The organism is Glycomyces amatae, assembly GCF_020991375.1.
GTDB classification, from domain to species: Bacteria; Actinomycetota; Actinomycetes; order Mycobacteriales; family Micromonosporaceae; genus Glycomyces; species Glycomyces amatae.
Map to the genome: position 1 here is coordinate 13810 of NZ_JAJLQZ010000006.1, position 18849 is coordinate 32658.

Annotated in this window: 18 protein-coding genes; 7 read left to right on the forward strand and 11 right to left on the reverse strand. The window is 73.1% G+C overall.

The annotated features are described in order from the left end of the window. Positions 1-53: 53 nt before the first annotated feature. The 6 genes from mqnC to LO763_RS11200 all read right to left on the reverse strand — a co-directional run bounded on the left by mqnC (position 54) and on the right by LO763_RS11200 (position 7596). Entirely contained in the window at positions 54-1199 is a 1146-nt protein-coding gene (gene mqnC, locus LO763_RS11175; RefSeq protein WP_230602067.1) for a cyclic dehypoxanthinyl futalosine synthase, read from the reverse strand. Between the two features lie 87 nt (positions 1200-1286). Continuing rightward, positions 1287-2054, reverse strand: coding sequence for an FAD-binding oxidoreductase (locus tag LO763_RS11180; protein WP_230602068.1), 768 nt, complete (start codon positions 2052-2054; stop codon positions 1287-1289). Positions 2055-2090: 36 nt separating this feature from the next. Continuing rightward, a complete protein-coding gene (locus LO763_RS11185; RefSeq protein ID WP_230602069.1) occupies positions 2091-3011 on the reverse strand; it encodes a menaquinone biosynthetic enzyme MqnA/MqnD family protein in 921 nt (306 codons plus the stop codon). Between the two features lie 261 nt (positions 3012-3272). Next, positions 3273-3566 (reverse strand): HPr family phosphocarrier protein, encoded by a 294-nt coding sequence (locus LO763_RS11190; RefSeq protein ID WP_230602070.1) that lies wholly within the window; start codon positions 3564-3566, stop codon positions 3273-3275. Between the two features lie 195 nt (positions 3567-3761). After that, a complete protein-coding gene (locus LO763_RS11195) occupies positions 3762-6128 on the reverse strand; it encodes a hypothetical protein (protein WP_230602071.1) in 2367 nt (788 codons plus the stop codon). Between the two features lie 106 nt (positions 6129-6234). Beyond that, positions 6235-7596, reverse strand: a complete 1362-nt coding sequence (locus LO763_RS11200; protein ID WP_230602072.1) for a C40 family peptidase — start codon at positions 7594-7596, stop codon at positions 6235-6237. A gap of 181 nt (positions 7597-7777) precedes the next feature. On the opposite strand from LO763_RS11200, the gene mqnE reads away from it, so the two are divergent. Genes mqnE through LO763_RS11215 form a run of 3 tightly spaced genes read left to right on the forward strand, consistent with a single transcriptional unit; the run spans position 7778 to position 9617 of the window. Continuing rightward, positions 7778-8953 carry an aminofutalosine synthase MqnE gene (gene mqnE, locus LO763_RS11205; protein WP_230602073.1) on the forward strand — a complete coding sequence of 392 codons (1176 nt, stop codon included), beginning with the start codon at positions 7778-7780 and terminating at the stop codon, positions 8951-8953. Beyond that, complete coding sequence (locus tag LO763_RS11210; protein ID WP_230602074.1) at positions 8953-9375, forward strand: hypothetical protein; 423 nt, start codon at positions 8953-8955, stop codon at positions 9373-9375. The genes mqnE and LO763_RS11210 overlap by 1 nt, the downstream gene beginning before the upstream one ends. Further along, the gene (locus LO763_RS11215) at positions 9372-9617 is read left to right on the forward strand and encodes a DUF4229 domain-containing protein (RefSeq protein WP_230602075.1); all 246 of its coding nucleotides are present in this window, start codon (positions 9372-9374) and stop codon (positions 9615-9617) included. The genes LO763_RS11210 and LO763_RS11215 overlap by 4 nt, the downstream gene beginning before the upstream one ends. A 120-nt stretch (positions 9618-9737) precedes the next feature. Here the strand turns inward: LO763_RS11215 and LO763_RS11220 are convergent, their stop codons facing one another. Further along, the gene (locus LO763_RS11220; protein WP_230602076.1) at positions 9738-10520 is read right to left on the reverse strand and encodes an oxidoreductase; all 783 of its coding nucleotides are present in this window, start codon (positions 10518-10520) and stop codon (positions 9738-9740) included. 340 nt (positions 10521-10860) lie between these two features. Between LO763_RS11220 and acs the strand changes: the two genes are divergently transcribed. From acs to LO763_RS11235, 3 genes are all read left to right on the forward strand, one after another. Then, positions 10861-12819 (forward strand): acetate--CoA ligase, encoded by a 1959-nt coding sequence (gene acs / locus LO763_RS11225; protein WP_230602077.1) that lies wholly within the window; start codon positions 10861-10863, stop codon positions 12817-12819. A gap of 74 nt (positions 12820-12893) precedes the next feature. Then, positions 12894-13814, forward strand: a complete 921-nt coding sequence (locus LO763_RS11230) for an alpha/beta fold hydrolase (protein WP_369431967.1) — start codon at positions 12894-12896, stop codon at positions 13812-13814. 329 nt (positions 13815-14143) lie between these two features. Beyond that, complete coding sequence (locus tag LO763_RS11235; RefSeq protein ID WP_230602078.1) at positions 14144-15286, forward strand: amidohydrolase; 1143 nt, start codon at positions 14144-14146, stop codon at positions 15284-15286. A 59-nt stretch (positions 15287-15345) separates the two neighbouring features. On the opposite strand, the gene LO763_RS11240 is transcribed toward LO763_RS11235, so the two are convergent. The 3 genes from LO763_RS11240 to LO763_RS11250 form a co-directional block, all read right to left on the reverse strand. After that, positions 15346-15552, reverse strand: a complete 207-nt coding sequence (locus LO763_RS11240) for a hypothetical protein (protein WP_230602079.1) — start codon at positions 15550-15552, stop codon at positions 15346-15348. Positions 15553-15932: 380 nt separating this feature from the next. Beyond that, positions 15933-16481 (reverse strand): peptide-methionine (S)-S-oxide reductase MsrA, encoded by a 549-nt coding sequence (gene msrA, locus LO763_RS11245; RefSeq protein ID WP_230602080.1) that lies wholly within the window; start codon positions 16479-16481, stop codon positions 15933-15935. A 94-nt stretch (positions 16482-16575) separates the two neighbouring features. Continuing rightward, positions 16576-17298: a sigma-70 family RNA polymerase sigma factor gene (locus LO763_RS11250; protein ID WP_230602081.1), complete on the reverse strand. Its 723-nt coding sequence runs from the start codon at positions 17296-17298 to the stop codon at positions 16576-16578. Positions 17299-17660: 362 nt separating this feature from the next. Between LO763_RS11250 and LO763_RS11255 the strand changes: the two genes are divergently transcribed. Then, positions 17661-18308 carry a TetR/AcrR family transcriptional regulator gene (locus LO763_RS11255; RefSeq protein WP_230602082.1) on the forward strand — a complete coding sequence of 216 codons (648 nt, stop codon included), beginning with the start codon at positions 17661-17663 and terminating at the stop codon, positions 18306-18308. 56 nt (positions 18309-18364) lie between these two features. On the opposite strand, the gene LO763_RS11260 is transcribed toward LO763_RS11255, so the two are convergent. Further along, a complete protein-coding gene (locus LO763_RS11260; protein ID WP_230602083.1) occupies positions 18365-18757 on the reverse strand; it encodes a GNAT family N-acetyltransferase in 393 nt (130 codons plus the stop codon). Positions 18758-18849: the final 92 nt, after the last annotated feature.

Genomic DNA, 18849 nt, shown 5'->3' on the forward strand with positions numbered 1-18849 from the left:
GCGCCGACCGCTCCCGGCTACTTCACCTGGAGGTCCGCCACGATCGTCGAGCTCTAGTTCATGCTCTCGACTATCGTCGAGAAGTGGGACCGGATGCGGTCGTCGGTCGGGTCGTCCTCGGGCGTCCAGTGGACCGCCAGCCGCTCGTACAGCGTGTTCCGCTGCGCCGGGACGCGGTCGGCGGTGCGGATCAGCTCGATGAGCTCCGAGAGGCGCGAGCGGTGGCGGGCGCCCGCCGAGGAGATCACGTTCTCCTCCAGCATGATCGAGCCCAGGTCGTCCACGCCCAGGTGCATGCTCACCTGGCCCGAGGCCTTCCCGGTGGTCAGCCACGAGGACTGGAGGTGGCGCACGTTGTGGAAGAACAGCCGCGCGGTCGCCAGCAGCCGCAGGTACTCCATCGTGGTCGCCTGCGTCCGGCCCTTGAGGTGGTTGTTCTCCGGCTGGTAGGTCCACGGGATGAACGACCGGAATCCGCCCGTGCGGTCCTGCACGTCGCGGATCATCCGCAGGTGCTCGATCCGCTCGGCCGCGGTCTCGCCGGTGCCCATCATCATCGTCGCCGTCGACTCCAGGCCCTGCCGGTGCGCGGCCTCCATGATCTCCAGCCAGCGCTCGCCCGACTCCTTGAGCGGCGCGAGCGCGGTGCGCGGGCGCGCCGGGAGCATCTCGGCGCCCGCCCCCGCGATCGAGTCGAGCCCGGCGGCCTTGATGCGGCGGATCGCCTCGTCGACCTCGACGCCCGAGACCTTCGACATGTGGGCGATCTCCGAGGGGCCGATCGAGTGGATCGCCAGGTCGGGGTAGTCGCGCTTGACCGAGGAGAACAGCTCCTCGTAGTAGTCGACGCCGAAGTCGGGGTGGTGGCCGCCCTGGAGCATGACCTGCGTCGCGCCGAGGCCCACGGCCTCCCCGCACCGGCGCAGCACCTCCTCCATCGGGTGCGCCCAGCCCTCCTCGTGCTTGGGCGCGCGGTAGAAGGCGCAGAACTTGCACGCGGTGACGCACACGTTCGTGTAGTTGATGTTGCGGTCGATGATGTAGGTGACGATGTTGTCGCCGATGACGCGCCGGCGGGCCGCGTCGGCGGCCTCGGCGAGGGGGTGGAAGGGCGCTTCGGTGTAGAGCAGCAGGGCTTCCTCGGCGCTGATGGCGCCGCCGTCGGCGGCGCGGGCGAGGACGTCGTCAATCTCGGCCATGCACGAAGCGTATCGCCGCGGGGGCGCCGCGGACAGCGCGCCCGATCCGGGTGACTCGTGGGTCTCCCCGGTCAGGCCGTGTAGAGCTCAGACCGTGTAGAGCTCGGTGTGGATCTCGCGCGCCCCCGCGTCCTCGAGGACCTCCTTGACGCCGAGGACCATGTCGTAGGGCCCGCACAGGAACCACTCGTCGATCTCGCGGGCGTCGACGGCGCCCTGGAGGAAGTCGCCGAGCCGCTCGGGCGTCAGGCGCCCGGTGAGCAGCGGGGTGGCGCCCTCGGTGCGGGTGCGGATGTGGTGCAGGCGGAGCCGGTCGCCGTGGACGCGCGCGAGTTCGCGCAGCTCCTCGGCGAACATGGTGGTCTCCTCGGTGCGGTTGGAGTACAGGAGGGTCACGGTCGCGCCGGCCTCGAGCGCGGCGGTGGCGATCGCGATGATCGGGGTGATGCCCGAGCCGGCGACGACCGACGCGTAGTGGCGGTCGGCCCGGATCTCGGTCCAGAAGTGGCCCAGCGGCGGCAGCACTTCGAGCACGTCGCCGGTGTGGAGGCCGCGGTTCGCGTAGCTGGAGAAGGAGCCCTTGGGGATCGAGCGGATGCCCAGGCGCAGGGTGCCGTGCTCGGCGAGCTCGCGCGGGGTGGAGGCGAGGGAGTAGGAGCGGCGGACCTCGGAGCCGTCGGGTTCGACGCGCTGGAAGGTGAGGTGCTGCCCTGGCTTGAAGTCGAAGGCCTCGCGGAGGTGGTCGGGGACGGCGAGGGTGACCTCGACGGCGTCCTCGGTGAGGGCCCGCACGCGGCTGACGGTGAGCTTGTGCCAGGAGGGCCGGGGCTTGCGCTGCTTCAGCTCGACGGCCACTGCGCGTTCCCTTCGTCGTGTGTGCAGAGAGGGGTCTCAGACCCGGGTACCCGGTCCGGCGGCGAAGAACTCCGGCCCGCCGGCGGGGAGCGCCGCGATGCGGTTCGCCCGGTCAGGGCCCTTATGGGTGTAACGAGCGGCTCGGGAGGCGAATTCCCGCAGCCCTGCGAGGTGTCGCTCACTCAGGCCGAACTGGAGCCGGTCGAAGTACTCGGCGAGCGCGGCGGGCGGGAACGGCTCCCAGCGGGCGGCGGAGGCGACGACCTCGTCGATCTCCTCGCGGCTGCGGCGCACCGACTCGCTGAAGGCGAGGTGGACGTCCTTGACGATGCCGGGGTTGGCCTCGGCGTACCCGCGGCGCACGGCCCAGACGGCGAAGACCATCGGCAGGCCCGTCCAGTCGCGCCACTCGGCGGCGAGGTCGAGGACGTGCAACCCCCGGGGGTCGTGGTGGCGGTGCTCATGGAAGACGCGGAGCGCCTCGTCGCCGATGAGGACGGCCGCGTCGGCGCCGCGGCCGCCGAAGGCGGCGTTCAACGCGGAGTCGAGGTCGGGCGGGGTGACCTCGTAGGAGGGGGTGCGGCCGTAGCGGTCCTCGAGGAGCATCCGGCCGAGGAGGACGCCGGTGCGCGAGTGGGAGGCGAGCGAGACGCGCGGGGCGGCGGGGAGCTCGGCGAGGGGGGCCTTGGAGACGAGGTTGACGCTGAGGACGGGGCCGTCGGCGGCCACGGCCGGGTCGGGGATGAGCAGCAGGTCCTCGGCGTGGCGGAGGTACTCGACGAGGGTGATCGGGCCGATGTCGAGGTCGCCCGCGACGAGGAGGCGGCTGAGCTCGTCGGGGGCGTCGCGGCGGAGCTCGAGCTCGAGCAGCGCGCCGGTCCGCGCGAGCCCCCAGTAGATGGGCATGCAGTTGAGGAACGCGATGTGGCCGACCCGGGGACGCCTGGCTGTGTTCACAGCTTCGACCGTAGCCTGTCGTGCGGCAAGGGAGCCGCTGAGCGGCGGCGGCGTCGCCGACGTCACCGGCGGCCGCGGCGGGCGGCACCGGAGACGCGAACGGAGGGCCCCGGCGAATCGGACACCCGGGGACCCCCGTTTCGACCATATGCGGTGGCGGTGACAGCCGCCGGAGGCGAGCGGGGATCGCGTTCGGCGCCGCGCGGACGGAGCGCCGGTCCCCCGCCGCGCCCTACGGCTCGCCGGCGCCGCTGGTCTCGCCTACGGCTCGTCGATGTCGGCGATCTCGCCTCCGGCGCCCACGCGCGCCTCGTCGGTCACGAGCGCCACGAGGCGGTCGAGGACCCCTTCGTCGTCGCCCTCGACGATGATCTCGTCGCCCGGGCGCACGTCCAGGGTCAGCACCTGCAGGATCGACTTGGCGTCGTGGGCGTCGCCCTCGCGCTTCGCGATCGCGACCTCACCCTTGGCCTCGGCGGCGGTCGCGACGAAGACCGTCGCGGGCCGGGCCTGGATCCCGACCTCCGTGGTCACTGTCACACGGCGTTCGGCCATGCTCCTCACCCTCCCCCTTCACGCGGGACCGGGCCTCGGAGCGGCCCTGCCCGCGCAGTCACCGGGGCCGCCTCGGCGCCCCGTCAGCACCAGGATGGACCGCCGCACGGGACGGCGTAAGACTTTTCGGCCTATTGCAGCGGGAAGCGGCACACAACGGGAGCGGGCGTCACCGCCGGGAGCGGCGGCCCGCGGTCACTCCTCCGCCTCGGGCTTCGCGCCGTAGACGGTCGGGCGCGGGAGCGGGATGTGCTCGGGCAGCTCGGAGCGGTCGAGGAGGTTGTCGACGTGGGCGCGGCCGGGCGCGAACCCCTCGCCGTCCTCGGGCGGCCACGACGAGGGCGGCGGCTGGTGCGTCACGGCCTTCTTCGACGAGGGCTCCTCGAACAGGCTGATGTCCGGCGCGTTGACGATCTTCTTCCGCGCCGCCTCGATCTGGGGCTTCGGGCCCTCCTCCGGGGCGTCCTCGGTGTCGCCGTCGTCGATGGAGGCCTTCGCGGGCTCCGGTTCCGGCTCGGCCGGGGCGGCCGCGACCGGGTCGTACCCCTCGATCGGGGCCGCGTCGGAGAACGGGCTGTCGTCCACGCGCGGGAACGGCGGCCCGGGCTCGGGGTGCGGCACCGGTTCGGGCTGCGGCAGCGGGTCCGGCGACGGGGCCGGCGGGTGCGGCTCCGGGTCGGGGACGGGCTCCGGCGGCGGGGTCGGGCGCGGCGGCGTCGGCTCGGGCCGGGGCTGCGGCGGGGTCGGCTGCGGGTCCGGCACCGGTTCGGGCTGGGGCGGCGTGGGCGCGTCGGACGGGAGCGGCTCGTCCGAAGGCGTCTCCTCGGGCTCCTCCGCGGCGCCGGCGGGCTCGTCGGCGTCCGCGGACGCCTCGGTGCCGGCCGGGGTCGCCGCATCGGCCGGCGTCTCGGTGTCGGCCGGGGCCTCGATACCGCTGGGCACGTCGACGCCCGTCGGCGCCTCGGCGTCGGCGGTGGTCGGCGCCTCGACGCCGCCGGGCGCGTCGGCGTCCGGGACCGGTGCGGCCTCGGGGTCCGCGGCCGGTTCGGCCTCCGCCGCCCGGGCCTCCAGCTCGATCACGGGCTCGGGCACGGGGACGCCGGCGGCGTCGGCGAGCTCCGTCGCGGCCTCGACCGCTTCGGCCAGGTCGGCGCCGGGGCTCGGGGCCTCCACGACCGCGGCCTCGGCGAGCGCCTCCTCGAGCTCGGGTTCGACCACCGATTCGGGGGCCTCGCCGTCCTCGGCGAGGCCGGGGGCCGAAGGCGGCGCGGGCGGCAGGGACTCGCCCGGCACGTCGTCGCCCAGGCCGGCCAGGGCGGTCTCGTCCTCGGCGGAGAGCTCGACGTCGCCGTCGTCCTCCTGGGGGTCGGGCAGGTCGTCCCACATGGGGCCGTCGTCCTCGTCCTCGACCGCTTCGGCCGGGGACGGCCGCGCGGCGCCGGGCGGGGCCTCGGGGCCGCCGAACGGCCCGGCGGGCGCCTCGACCGGCGCCTCGGGCGCCGGTTCGGCGGGCGCGGCGAACGAGGCGGGCTCGGCCGCGGGGCTCGGCGCGTACGCGGCCCCGGGGGCGGCGTCGGCGGCGGGCACGCTGAAGGCGACGGCCGGCGGCGCGGGCGGCTGGGGCGGGGCGGCGTCGGCGAACGGGGCGGCCGCGGCGGGCGCCGGGGTGCGGCGCAGGATCTGGGTCCCGTCCGGCGTCGGCGCAGGAAGGCCCCGCTGGTCCTCCTGGCCGGGCGCGGCGAACGCGGCCGAGTCGGCGGAGGGCAGGCTGAACCCGCCCGCGGGCGGGGCCGCGAACGGCGCGCCCGTGACGGGCGTGGCAGCCATCGGCGGTTCGGCGAACGCCGCGTTCGACTGCTCGGCCTGGTACGGGACCGGCGGCACCGTGAACTGGCCTTCGGGCGCGGGCGCGTACTGGCCCTGCGGGACGGGCGGCGAGAGCGGCGGCACGGCGGGCGGGGCCGCGGCGACCGGCGGCAGCGACTGCGGGGACTGGTACGGCTGCTGGTAGGCGGGGCCCGCCTGGTAGGACTGCGGCGGCTGCTGGAACTGCGGCGCGGAGTACGGCTGCGGGACCGCGGCGGCGCCCGAGGCGGGGCCCTGGGGCGGGTACGACGGGACCTGCGCCGAGCCGGAGGCCGGCACGGACGCGCCGTAGCCGGGCACGGGGGCCGAGCCCTGGGGCGGCATCCCCGGCGGCGCGGGCGGGGGCGCCCAGCCCTGCGGGGCGGCGTAGTTCGGGCCGGGGGGCGAGCCGGGCGGCACGGCGCCGCCGTGGGGGCCGCCGTACTGCGGCGGCGCAGGCACGGCCGCCTGGCCCTGGTGGGGGCCGTGGTCGGGGGCCGCGGACGGCTGGTAGGCGCCGGGCGGGGCGTACGCCGGCACCGAGGCGGCCCCGTACGCTCCGGGCGCGCCGTAGGAGGCGCCCTGGGAGGGCGGCGGGTACTGCGGCTCGGCGGGGAAGCCGCCGATCGGCGGCGGCAGGGGCGCCCCGCACTGCGGGCAGCGGCGCTGGCCGGACGTCAGTCGCTTGCCGCAGGAGCTACAGCTGTTTCCGTCCACGCGGGCCTCCTCGGGGCTGGAGCGTCGTCAATCGGGCAACTCAACACCATCGTGCCATCAACCGGTGGCGTCCCGTGCGCGCCTTCCCACTACTCGGCGATACCCCTCACTCGTCCGTTTCACGCGTGAGCGTTGCCGATTCGCCGCTGTCGGCGCTGGGCGTGGGGCTCTCCTGGCCCTCGTCGGTGGGCGTCTCCTCGTCCTCCGAGTCGGTGGGCGAGGGCGTCGGAGACGTCGGCTCGGAGGGCTCCTCGCTGGGCGTGGGCCGGGGCGAGGGGGTCGGGGAGGGCGAGTCGCTCTCACTCGGCGAGGGCTCGATGTCGGTCGGCTCGTCGTCGGTGGGCGTCTGGGTCGGGTCCTCGGCGTCGGGGTCGGTCTGGACCGCGTCGACCACGCGGTGCGCGCCCGCGAAGTTCTCGAACCAGATCGAGCTGATCTTCACGACGTCGCCCGTGCGGGGGGCCTGGATCATCTTGCCGTCGCCCAGGTACATGCCCGTGTGGTAGACCGACCGCCAGTTGCCCGGGTCGTCCCACCAGTACAGGAGGTCGCCCGGCAGGAGCTTCTCGGTGTCGACGGGCTTGTCGCGGGTCGCGTTGTACTGGTCGGCGGCCACGCGCGGGAGGCTCACGCCCGCGTAGGCGTAGGCGGCCTGGACCAGCCCGGAGCAGTCGAAGGAGTCGGGGCCCTCGTGGCCCCACACGTACGGGTCGCCGAGCTGGGCGAGCGCGTACTCGACGGCCTTCTTGGCCTCGGGGGCGGCGTCCCAGCCGTCGACCTCGGAGGAGAAGTCGCCGGAGTAGTCGGACGCGGCGGCCTCGCGCTCGCGTTCGAGCTGCTCGATCTCCTCGCGGTTCTCCTCGATGAGCTCGTCCAGGGCGGTCTGCGCGCGGTCGAACTCGGCGTCGAGCGCGGTGTAGCGCCCCTCGGCGGTGTCGGCGGAGAGGGAGGCGGCGTCGAGGGCGGCGCGGGCGACCGCTTCGGCGGTCTCGGCCTCCTCGAAGTCGGCGCTGAGGCTCGGCAGGTCCCATTCGCCGCCGAGGGGGGTGAGGCCGGAGAGGTCGGGCAGGTCGGCCTCGGGGGCGCCGGCGAGGTCGGTGTAGGCCTCGCCCGCGGCGGCGTCGAGGGCGGCCTGGGCGGTCTCGAGGTCGGCGGCGGTCGCGGTCCAGGCCTCCTGGGCCTCGGTGCGGCGGTCCTCGCGGCCGAGCCACTCGGCCTCGGCGGCGGTGGTCTCCTCGGCGATCTGGGCGAGGTCGATCTGCGCGGCGTTGATCTGCGCGCCGAGGGGGCCGTCGGCGGTGGCGGGGTTGGTGACCGGGGTGTCGTCGGTCGCGGTGCCGCCGGGGCGGTCGCCGTCGTCGGGGACGGTGGCCCCCGGCTGCGCCAGGGCGGGGAGTGCGCCTCCGAACACGACCGCGGCCGCGCCGGCGGCGGCGATCACGCGGGCACCGAACCGTGAAACGCGCATGTGAGGTGTCCTTCTGTGGGGGAAGCCACGGATACTGTACCGAAGACACGCAACTCTCGCATCTGCGGTTGCGCGTCACGGGCGTCGTTCGCGTTCACGGCCTCACACGCGATTCACGCGCTCCGGGCGGTGCGTCGCGGCGGGGCTACGCTTCTGTTGAACCGCACAGATTGGGGGCGCCGTGGACGACGACGCGAAGTTCAAGGCCGGCATCGAGGAGAAGCTCGCGGCCGGCGAGCGGCTGACCTTCGAGGACGGCGTGGGCCTGTACGAGAGCGACGACCTCGCCTGGCTCGGCCGCCTCGCGCACGGGGTCCGCACCGCCAAGAACGGCGACCGGACCATGTTCAACGTCAACCGGCACCTCAACCTCACCAACGTCTGCTCGGCCTCCTGCGCCTACTGCTCGTTCCAGCGCAAGCCCGGCGAGGCCGACGCCTACACGATGCGCGTCGAGCAGGCCGTGGCCCTCGCCGAGCAGATGAAGGGCGACGCCCCCACCGAGCTGCACATCGTCAACGGCCTGCACCCCACCCTCCCGTGGCGCTACTACCCGCGGGTCCTCAAGGCCCTCAAGGAGACCCTCCCGCAGGTCAACCTGAAGGCGTTCACGGCCACCGAGGTCCAGTGGTTCGAGAAGATCTCCGGCCTGGACGCCGACGAGATCCTCGACGAGCTCATCGAGGCGGGCCTGGAGTCGCTCACCGGCGGCGGCGCCGAGATCTTCGACTGGGAGGTCCGGCAGCACATCGTCGACCACGCCTGCCACTGGGAGGACTGGTCGCGCATCCACCGCCTCGCCCACCAGAAGGGCCTGCGGACCCCGGCCACGATGCTGTACGGCCACATCGAGGAGCCCCGCCACCGCGTCGACCACGTGCTGCGCCTGCGCGAGCTCCAGGACGAGACCGGCGGTTTCGCCGTGTTCATCCCGCTGCGCTACCAGCACGACTTCCACGACTCCAAGGACGGCAAGGTCCGCAACCTGCTCCAGGCGCGCACCACCATGGCGAGCCCGGCCGAGTCGCTGAAGGTGTTCGCCGTCTCGCGCCTGCTGCTCGACAACTTCGACCACGTCAAGTGCTTCTGGGTCATGCACGGCCTGGACGTCGCGCAGCTGTCGCTCTCGTTCGGCGCCGACGACCTCGACGGCTCGGTGGTCGAGTACAAGATCACCCACGACGCCGACGACTACGGCACCCCCGACAAGATGGGCCGCGAGGACCTCCTCGAGCTCATCCGCGACGCCGGGTTCCAGCCCGTCGAGCGCAACACCCGCTACGAAGTCGTGCGCGAGTACGAAGGGCCGCAGTCGATCGGCGAGCGCCGGGCCGAGCCCCAGTCGGTGAAGTTCTAGTGCCGCGGGACGAATCCCTCGAACGGACGCGGGAACCGGCGAAGGCGGAGTCCCTGGGGCAGCTCATGGGCGCCGTCCTCGCCTACTTCGTGATGGGCGCGGGCGTCCTGGTCGTCATCGACCTGGTGTTCGTGCTCCCGACGGGCCGCGGCTTCGGCGAGACCTCGGGCTGGATCGCGGCGCTGCCGACGGTCTGGGTGTTCACCGAGCAGTTCCGGCGGTACGCGGGCGCCTCCCGGTGGGCGCTCATGGGCATCGGCGTCGTGCTCGGCCTCGGCGCGGGGCTCGCGGTCGCGGTCATCGCGCCCGTGGCCTGGCCGCCCATGCTGTCGGGCGGCCTCGGCGGCCTGGCGGCCGCGCTGGTCTACGGCCCCTTGTGGTACGCAGGTGTCAAGTCCTTCGGAGAGGAGCGGCGCGCATGAACCCCGTCGCCAAGTACTTCCTGGCCCGCGCGGGCCTGTTCGCCGCCGTCGCGGTGCCCCTGGCGTTCTTCATCAACCTGCTGCTGGCGCTGGCGGCCGCCCTGCTCGTGTCGATGGTGCTGGGCTTCGTACTGCTGCGCGGGCAGCGCGAGGCGATGATCGACCACATCGACGCGGCCGTCAAGCGCCGCCGCGAGGAGAAGCAGCGCCTGCGCGCCGAACTCGCCGGCGACGACGCCTAGGACCCGCCGCCCGCGAGGGCTCCGCGGGCGGTCTCCGGCGCGATGCGCGGCTTGACCGCTGAACCGGCGTCCTTCATCAGCTCGGCGCAGTCCTCTTGACCGCTAAACCAGCGTCCTTCATCAGCTCGGCGCAGTCCTCTTGACCGCTAAACCAGCGTCCTTCATCAGCTCGGTGCAGATCTGGAGCGTCTCGGCGGCGCCGGCCTCGAGGGCCTTGCCGTAGTGCTTGAGCCACGACCGGACCCCGTCGGGGGTGCCGGTGGACCAGGCGCGCTGCGCGCCGACGTACTCGGGCTGGCGCTCGAGGTGCCCGGCGTCGACGGTGATGAGCAGGTTCGGGTCGATGCCCTTGCTGGCCAGGGCGAGGCGGGTCGCGGCGCGCGCGACCACGTTGTTGGCCACCGGGAAGGGCCGCACCGCGAGGAGTTCGCCGTGGACGACGGCGGCGGCCATGGCGGCCGGGATCTCCTTGGTGGGGTTGGCGACCAGCGCGCACAGCGCGTTGATGCGGGCCGAGCCGGCCGTGTCGACCTCGATGCGGCCGGGCTCGAAGTCGACGCCGGCGCCCGGGAGGTCGCGGGTGGCGAGCAGGTGGAGCTTCGCGAGCACGAACCGCGGCGAGACGGCCCAGACGTCCACGAGCGCGGGCAGGGCCTCCTCGATGGCGAGGACGCCGCTGACCACGGGGTCGTCGAACTCGCCGGCGCGGAGCCGTTCGACGTCGCAGTCGTACCCGTCCAGCGCCAGTGTCGCGGAGGCGCTGTGCAGGGCCACTTCCGAGGCGACGAGTTCATCACCGCCGCGGAGGGCCTCGTGCCAGAGCATCCGGTCGACGGTCGTTCTGGCGTTCTCAAGGGCGTCGGCAACCTCGGAGAGTTCGAGGAGAGGCGCGAGAGGATCCACGGGCGGAACCTTACCTTTTGCGTGGGGCACTGATACGGCGCACCGGGCGGTCTAGAGGGCAGTCACAAGATGGTAGCGAAGTTCACGGTTGTGCACCGGTCCGACGATACCTCCCGGATCGGCGCGGTCGGGTCCCTGAGACGGAGGAACCGCGAAAGGGCGCGAACCGCCCGCGGGCCGCCCGGCGACCGCCTGCGGGCCGTTCGGCGAGGGCGCTTCCCGGATGCCGGTGCGTCGTCGGGCGAACGTTCCGTGTCGCCTGGTTCGCGCTAGTGTTGCGGAACATAGACCCGCCTCACAGTCGCGCATCGGCGTGTAGATCTGTAAGGAGCGAATACCCGTGGCAGAAACCCCGCAAGAGACGCTTGCCAATCTCCTGTCGGAGGAGCGGACCTTTCCCCCGGCGCCCGAGTTCTCGAAGACGGCGAACGTCACCGCGGCCGCCTACGAGGAGGCCGCTGCCGACCGCCTCGCCTTCTGGGAGCGCCAGGCCCGCCGGCTCGACTGGTCGAAGGAGTGGGACCGCGTCCTGGACTGGGACGACCCGCCGTTCGCGAAGTGGTTCACCGGGGGCGAGCTCAACGTCGCCGCCAACTGCCTCGACCGCCACGTGGAGGCCGGCCTGGGCGACCGGGTCGCGATCCACTTCGAGGGCGAGCCGGGCGACAGCCGCGCCGTGACGTACGCGGAGCTGCTCGACGAGGTCAAGCGCGCCGCGAACACGCTCCTGGACCTGGGCGTGGAGGCGGGCGACCGGGTCGTCGTCTACATGCCGATGATCCCCGAGGCCGCCGTGGCGATGCTGGCGTGCGCGCGCATCGGCGCGCCCCACTCGGTGGTCTTCGGCGGCTTCAGCGCGACCGCCCTGTCGAGCCGCATCGAGGACGCGGGCGCGAAGCTCGTGATCTGCGCCGACGGCGGGTTCCGCAAGGGGAGGCCGTTCGCGCTCAAGCCCACGGTGGACGAGGCGCTGGAGCGGTGCCCGTCGGTCGAGAAGGTCCTCGTCGTGACCCGCACGGGCCAGGACGTGGAGTGGCACGACCGCGACGTCAAGTGGGAGGAGACGGTCGGCACCGCCTCCGCGGAGCACACCGCGCAGCCCTTCGACGCCGAGCACCCGCTGTTCATCCTGTACACCTCGGGGACCACGGGCCGGCCCAAGGGCATCCTGCACACCTCCGGCGGGTACCTGACGCAGGCCTCGTACACCCACCACGCGGTGTTCGACCTCAAGCCCGAGACCGACGTGTACTGGTGCACCGCCGACATCGGCTGGGTCACCGGGCACTCCTACATCGTCTACGGCCCCCTGTCGAACGGCGCCACTCAGGTCATGTACGAGGGCACCCCGGACACGCCGCACACCGGCCGGTTCTGGGAGATCGTCCAGAAGTACGGCGTGACGCTGCTGTACACCGCGCCGACGGCGATCCGCACGTTCATGAAGTGGGGCGACGACGTCCCGGCGGCGTTCGACCTGTCGAGCCTGCGCCTGCTCGGGTCGGTCGGCGAGCCGATCAACCCCGAGGCGTGGATCTGGTACCGCGAGCACATCGGCGGGGGCCAGACCCCCATCGTGGACACGTGGTGGCAGACCGAGACCGGCGCGATCATGGTCTCCCCGCTCCCGGGCGTCACGGCGACCAAGCCCGGCTCGGCCCAGCGGCCGCTCCCGGGGATCTCGGTCGACGTCGTGGACGAGCAGGGCGAGTCGGTGCCGGACGGCGGCGGCGGGTTCCTGACCATCCGCGAGCCGTGGCCGTCGATGCTCCGCACGATCTGGGGCGACGACCAGCGGTTCCTGGACACCTACTGGGCGCACTTCGACGGGATGTACTTCGCCGGCGACGGCGCGAAGAAGGACGACGACGGCGACCTGTGGCTCCTGGGCCGCGTCGACGACATCATGCTGGTGAGCGGGCACAACATCTCCACGACCGAGGTGGAGAGCGCGCTGGTGAGCCACGAGACCGTGGCCGAGGCCGCGGTCGTGGGCGCCTCCGACCCGGTGACCGGGCAGGGCATCGTCGCGTTCGTGATCCTGCGCGGCGGGCGCGACTCCAGCCCCGAGCACCTCGCGGAGCTGCGCGCCCACGTCGCGAAGACCTTGGGCGCCATCGCGAAGCCGCGCCAGGTCATCGTCGTGGCCGAGCTGCCGAAGACCCGCTCGGGCAAGATCATGCGGCGGCTGCTCAAGGACATCGCCGAGGACCGCGAGATCGGCGACGTGACCACGCTCGCCGACAGCACGGTCATGGGCCGCATCAAGGTCGGCCTGCGCGGCGGCGGCGAGGATTAGGCGCTCGGGCCGTTAGCGTTTCGTGACGAGGTCGGGGTCGGTCCAGCCGGTCCCGACCTCGTACGCTTCACTGCGTGACCCGCAAGACCTTCGCCGACAGCGCCGCCCTCAAGCAGGGCCCGTGGACCCACCGGCACATCGATGCCAACGGCTCGCGCTTCCACGTGGTCGAGGCCGGGGAGGGCCCGCTCATCCTGCTGCTGCACGGCTTCCCGGAGTTCTGGTGGGCCTGGCGCCGCCAGATCCCGGCCCTCGCCGACGCGGGCTTCCGCGTCGTCGCCGCCGACCTGCGCGGCTACGGGGCCTCCGACAAGCCGCCGCGCGGCTACGACGCGTACACGATGGCCGCCGACGTCGTCGGGCTCGTCCGGGCCCTCGGCGAGCGCGAGGCGACCGTGGTCGGCCACGACCTCGGCGGCATCCTCGGCTTCGCCGCCGCCGCGTTCCACCCCCGGCAGTTCAAGTCCCTGGTGGTGCTCGGCGCGGCCCACCCGCTGCGCCAGCGCGCGGCGCTGGCAGTGGACCCGAAGGGCCAGCTGACGGCCTCGCGGCACCTGTTCGCGTTCCAGATGCCGCGCTACGAGCACAAGCTGACCGCCTGGGACGCGCGCAAGGTCGCCGACCTCATGTACACGTGGTCGGGGCCGGGCTGGCGCGGCAGCCGGGACTTCCAGGAGTACGTGCGGGCCTGCCGCGACGTCATCCAGATCCCGCAGGCGGCGTTCTGCGCCCTGGAGGCGTTCCGGTGGCCGTTCCGCACCGCGATGGGCCTGGCGGGGCGGCGGTTCGTGAAGCTCCTCCAGCGCCCGACCCCGGTGCCGACGCTCCAGCTGCACGGCGCGCTCGACAAGTGCGTGCTGCCGCGCACCGCCCAGGGCTCGGGCCGGTACGTGCACGGCCGCTACGAGTGGAAGCTCCTGGACGGCATCGGGCACTTCCCGCAGCAGGAGGCGCCGGAGACGGTGACGAAGGAGATCATCCGCTGGGCGGCGTGAGGGCCGAGCCAGTGTCGTACAAAGTACAACGTACAGGACACGACATACGGTGCACGGAGGAAAAGCCGTACGGAGTACACCGTACTGAGCACGGAGAAAGGCATCGCACAAAGTACACCGTACGACGCACGAACACCGGCATCCCCGTGAAACGCACACCATAAAACGTACTTAGTACGATGTACATCGCACAACGTACCCCGTACGAAAAGACGAGTGGGACGCTCCACGAATCCGCGCATCCACTAGCCGCACGGCTAGTTCATCGGGCAGTATGGGGCCGGGGCCACCGCCCCGACCACCCCATGAGGCACCTGGAAGGCGGGTTCATGTCCGAATCCCAGTACGCGCTGCGCGGCGCGACGATCGTCCCCATCACCTCCGCGCCGATCGAGAACGGCGTGATCATCGTGCGGGACGGGCGCATCGACGCCGTCGGCGGCCCCGACCTGCCCGTGCCCGACGACCTCCCCGTCCACGACGCCGCCGGCAAGTGGATCGTGCCGGGCCTGATCGACGCCCACACCCACCTGGGCGTCCACGAGACCGGCGAGGGCTGGGCGGGCGACGACACGAACGAGGGCACCGACCCGAACACCGCCTACGTCCGCGCGCTCGACGGGATCAACCCGGCCGAGGCCGGGTTCGCGGACGCCGTCGCGGGCGGCGTGCTGGCCGCGTGCGTCAACCCGGGGTCGGCGAACGTCATCGGCGGCGAGTGCGTCGTCGTCAAGACCGCGGGCGGGCGGCTGGTGGACGAGCTGGTGATGCGCTCCCCCGCCGGGATCAAGTCGGCGCTCGGCGAGAACCCGAAGCGTGTCTACGGCGAGAAGGGCCAGACCCCCAAGACCCGCATGGGCGTCGCAGGCGTGCTGCGCCAGGCGTTCGTCGCGGCCGAGCGGTACCGGGACGCGGAGGCCCCCGACCGGGACCTGCGGCTCGAGAACCTCGTGAAGGTCCTCGACGGCGAGATCCCGTGGCGCCAGCACTGCCACCGCGCCGACGACATCGCGACGGCGATCCGGGTGTCGGAGGAGTTCGGCTACCGGCTGGTGCTCGACCACGGCACCGAGGCGCACCTGCTCGCCGACGTCATCGCGGCCAAGGGCATCCCGGTGCTGTTCGGGCCGCTGCTGACGGCCCGCGCGAAGGTCGAGACCGCCAAGCGCTTCCCCGAGAACGCGGTGCGGATGGCCGAGGCGGGCGTGGAGCTGGTCATCATGACCGACCACCCGGTGGTACCGGTCCAGTACCTGATCGTGCAGGTCATGGAGTGCGTCAAGGCCGGTCTGGACCGCGAGGCGGCGCTGCGGTCGGTGACCCTCAACCCGGCGCGCGTGCTGGGCGTGGAGGACCGGATCGGCTCGCTCGAGGCGGGCAAGGACGCCGACTTCTGCGTGTGGTCGGGCGACCCGCTCGACTACTACTCGCGCGTGGAGCGGGCCTACATCGACGGTGCGCAGGTCGCCTAGGCATCGGAGCGGGGCCGGGGATCGCGATCCCCGGCCCCGCCGCGCGTGCTCGTGCGGCCCTAGGCGGCCCTGCGGACGTCGGCCCGCTTCGGCAGCCGGGCCTCCGCCCGCAGGTCGCGGGCGATGAGGCCCCGGCGGGCGGCGGTGACGCCGTCCGCGATGCGCTCGAAGAGCGTGGGGCGGTGCGGGACGACCGGGGCGTCGGGCAGGGCCGACTCGGCCTCGGACTTGATCAGCTGCATGGCCAGGAGCGCGTAGGCGTCCATCGGTGGTTCCTTCCGGGCGGTGATGCGAACGGCGTGCCGCGCCGGTGCGGCGGTGAGGCCCCTCCCGCGGTGCGGGCCGGTTTCCGGGCCTCGCGGACCACTCTGGCCGGTGCGTGTCACCGGCTCGTTACGCCGCAGGAAACCCTCGGACAAGCCTGGTGAACACCAGTGTGCCGATGATGCGCCGCGTCACAGGCCCGCCGGTCGGCGTCCGCCGCGGGCTCCCGCGCGGGCGGGCGGGTCCGGCCGACCTCGGGGAACCCCCACCGCCAGGTCACCCCAGCTCCCGCGCGTGCGGGCGGTCATGTCCGGTCGCCGTCCGCTCGGCGGTCGCGCGCGACCCGGCCCCCGGCGGCCGGGCGCCGCGCCTCGCGGTCGCCTCACGCCGAGGGGCGCCTGGGCAGCACCCAGTCCGGCCGCGGGAAGTGGCAGGTGTAGCCGTTCGGGTAGGTGATCAGGTAGTCCTGGTGCTCGGGCTCGGCCTCCCAGAACGGGCCGGCGGGCTCGATCGTCGTGACCGCCTTGCCCGGCCACAGCCCCGAGGCGTCGACGTCCGCGATCGTGTCGCGCGCGATCCGCTCCTGCTCGGCGTCGAGCGGGAAGATCGCCGACCGGTAGCTGGTGCCGATGTCGTTGCCCTGGCGGTTCAGCGTCGAGGGGTCGTGGATCTGGAAGAAGAACGCCAGGACGTCGCGGTACGTCGTCCGGGTCGGGTCGAAGACGATCTCGACCGCTTCGGCGTGGCCGGGGTGCTTGCGGTACGTCGCGTGGTCGTTCTCGCCGCCGGTGTAGCCGACGCGCGTGTCCAGGACGCCGGGCTGGCGGCGGATGAGGTCCTCCATGCCCCAGAAGCACCCTCCGGCCAGCACGGCCGTCTCCGTGCCCGGCCTGCGGGTGATCTCGCCGGTGTCGTGCGTTCCGCTGGTCATGGTGCGTGCTCCTCACTGCTGGTGCCGGCCGCGTCGGACGGCGGCCGGAGCCCGCCGCGCCCCTCGGGTTCGGGGAGCCGCGCCGGGACCGGGTTCATGCGCCGCCGGGTGCGGCGCCACTGGCTACAACCCCGCAGTACTGTCTTTTGGTTCTCGCGGGGGCCGACTGTGACCGCGATCTCGGCCGGTCGGTCGGGCGGGCGTCCTTCGGCTCCTCTTCGAGGTACCCGTTGGCGGTCAGGTAGGCGCGGATCTTGCGCCGGGCGTCGAACACGGCCTTGTATATCGCGCCGCGGCTCGAGCCGGACCGGGCCGCCATCGCGTCCAGGGGGACGCCGTCGAGCACGACGGCGACGAAGAGGCGCCGCTGGTGGTCGGTCAGCGTGTCGGCCACGGCCCGGCGCACCGCGACGACCAGGTCCCGGTGCTGGGTCCGCGTCGGCGGGTCGTCGCCGAAGCGCGCCGGGAGCCGGTCCCAGTCCTCGGCGTCCAGGGAGACCGCGCCCCGGCGCCAGTGGTGGCGGGCGAGTTTGCTCGCGACCTCCAGGACCGCGAAGCGGTACGCCCAGGTCGTGAACCGGCTCTCTCCGCGAAAGGTGCCGAGCTTCGCCAGCAGGGAGACCATGGCGTCGTCGGCGGCCTGATGCGCGAGGTCGTCGAGTTCGGACCCGCCGATGCGGGCGGCGGGTCCGCGCCGGTAGGCCTCGTGGCGGGCCACTCGAAGCAGCAGGCCGTGCAGGTCCACCAAGGCCGAGTCCCGCTCGGCGCCGGTGGTGCCGCCGAGCGCGGTCAGCCACGAGGTCGAATCCATGTCCATGTCGGTCAGCTCCATTCCGGCGAGGTCGGCCCTCAAGGCGTCGCACCGCCCTGCCGACACCCACAACAGAACGATATCGTCCAGAATAAGTTGGCGCAACGGGTTCGACAAGGGCGCCTTCGAGCCCGGAAGCCACGGCCCTCAGCAGGCTATGCACATGATGAGCAGGCATAAAAGAGTCGAGAGTAGGACGGCACCAGGAGCCGCCCCCGGTCGTCTCAAGCAGATGGAATGTGTACTATTGCGTCCTGTTGGATCGGCGGCGCGTCGAACGTCGCCGGCGCCCGAGTCGGCATGGCGATCGCGGTCGGCTCCCGCGCCGCACCGTGGTTCACGCTGCCCTTTTTCAGTACCATGGTGGCGTGGAGGAGAGTTCGCACCCGATCACGGCCGCGCGGCTGACCGCGCGCGGTGCGAGGACGCGGTCGCGGATCGTCGCCAGCGCCGCGGATCTGATGCGCGTGCGCGGGGTGGGCGGCACGACTCTGGACGATGTCGTCTCGGCGAGCAACGTCAGCAAATCGCAGCTGTACCGGCACTTCGAGGACAAACCGGCCCTGGTGCGGGCGGTGATCGAACTGGTGGGCGAGCGGACCATCACCGTCGAGCGCGAACGCCTCGAGAAGGTGCGCACGTTCGCGGGCCTGCGGCGGTGGCGGGACGCGCTCATCGAGAACAACTCCCTGCACGAGGGCCGGTACGGGTGCTCGCTGGGGTCCCTGGCGAACGAGGTCTCCGATCAGGACGCGGTCGCCCGCCGCCAGCTCCAGGACCTGTTCACGGCGTGGCAGGAGCTCTTCGAAGGCGTCCTCCGCCGGCTCCAGGCGGAAGGGCGCGTCCCTCCCGACGCCGACGTGGGCCGGCTCGCGACCGGGTTCGTGGCGGCCGTCCAGGGCGGCTACCTGCTGGCGCAGACCGCCCGCGACGTCGCGCCGATGGCCTCCGCCGTCGACATGGCGATCGCGCATCTGCACCTGCTCGCCGGCGGGCAGGGCGAGGCGCCGCGGTGACCGCGTGCGGACCCCGTCCCCCGCACGCGGCGTCAGGCGCCGCCGAGCGCCTCCGCTCAGCCCCCGGCCGTGCGGTGGCGCGGTGTCGCGGGGTCGAGGACGTCGCGGTACTCGGGGTGGGCGTCGATGAACGCCGCCGCGAACGGGCAGGTGGCGATGGCGGTCTCGCCGCGCGCCCGAAGCCTGTCGAGCACGGCGCCGAGGAGCCCGACCGCTACACCCCTGCCCCGGTGCTCGGGGAGGACCGAGGTCGCCAGAAGGCTGACGCGGCCGCCGGCCCTGCTGTACACGAGGCCGGCGACGGTCTCGCCGTCCAGTGCCGCCTCGTAGACGCCGCGCTCGCTGTTCTCGGTGATGACGAGGCCTGCCGCCGGAGCCGGTGACGCCGGGCCCGCCTCGTCCTGCTCGGGGCCGGTCAGCGTGACCATGCCCTCATCGCCGTCTGCCATACTGCCTCCTCGTTCGTTCGGCCGCCGGGCGGCCGAACACGGTGCTCGGGGGCCGGCCCGCCGGAATCCGCGAGCGGCTCCGGTGAGGCGGC

What these genes read in the sequence shown, in the direction of transcription:
- mqnC (WP_230602067.1), bottom strand. Translation starts at nt 1,199, where the DNA reads ATGGCCGAGATTGACGACGTCCTCGCCCGCGCCGCCGACGGCGGCGCC.
- LO763_RS11190 (WP_230602070.1), bottom strand. Translation starts at nt 3,566, where the DNA reads ATGGCCGAACGCCGTGTGACAGTGACCACGGAGGTCGGGATCCAGGCC.
- LO763_RS11200 (WP_230602072.1), bottom strand. Translation starts at nt 7,596, where the DNA reads ATGCGCGTTTCACGGTTCGGTGCCCGCGTGATCGCCGCCGCCGGCGCG.
- LO763_RS11215 (WP_230602075.1), top strand. Translation starts at nt 9,372, where the DNA reads ATGAACCCCGTCGCCAAGTACTTCCTGGCCCGCGCGGGCCTGTTCGCC.
- LO763_RS11235 (WP_230602078.1), top strand. Translation starts at nt 14,144, where the DNA reads ATGTCCGAATCCCAGTACGCGCTGCGCGGCGCGACGATCGTCCCCATC.
- LO763_RS11240 (WP_230602079.1), bottom strand. Translation starts at nt 15,552, where the DNA reads ATGGACGCCTACGCGCTCCTGGCCATGCAGCTGATCAAGTCCGAGGCC.
- msrA (WP_230602080.1), bottom strand. Translation starts at nt 16,481, where the DNA reads ATGACCAGCGGAACGCACGACACCGGCGAGATCACCCGCAGGCCGGGC.
- LO763_RS11250 (WP_230602081.1), bottom strand. Translation starts at nt 17,298, where the DNA reads ATGGACATGGATTCGACCTCGTGGCTGACCGCGCTCGGCGGCACCACC.
- LO763_RS11260 (WP_230602083.1), bottom strand. Translation starts at nt 18,757, where the DNA reads ATGGCAGACGGCGATGAGGGCATGGTCACGCTGACCGGCCCCGAGCAG.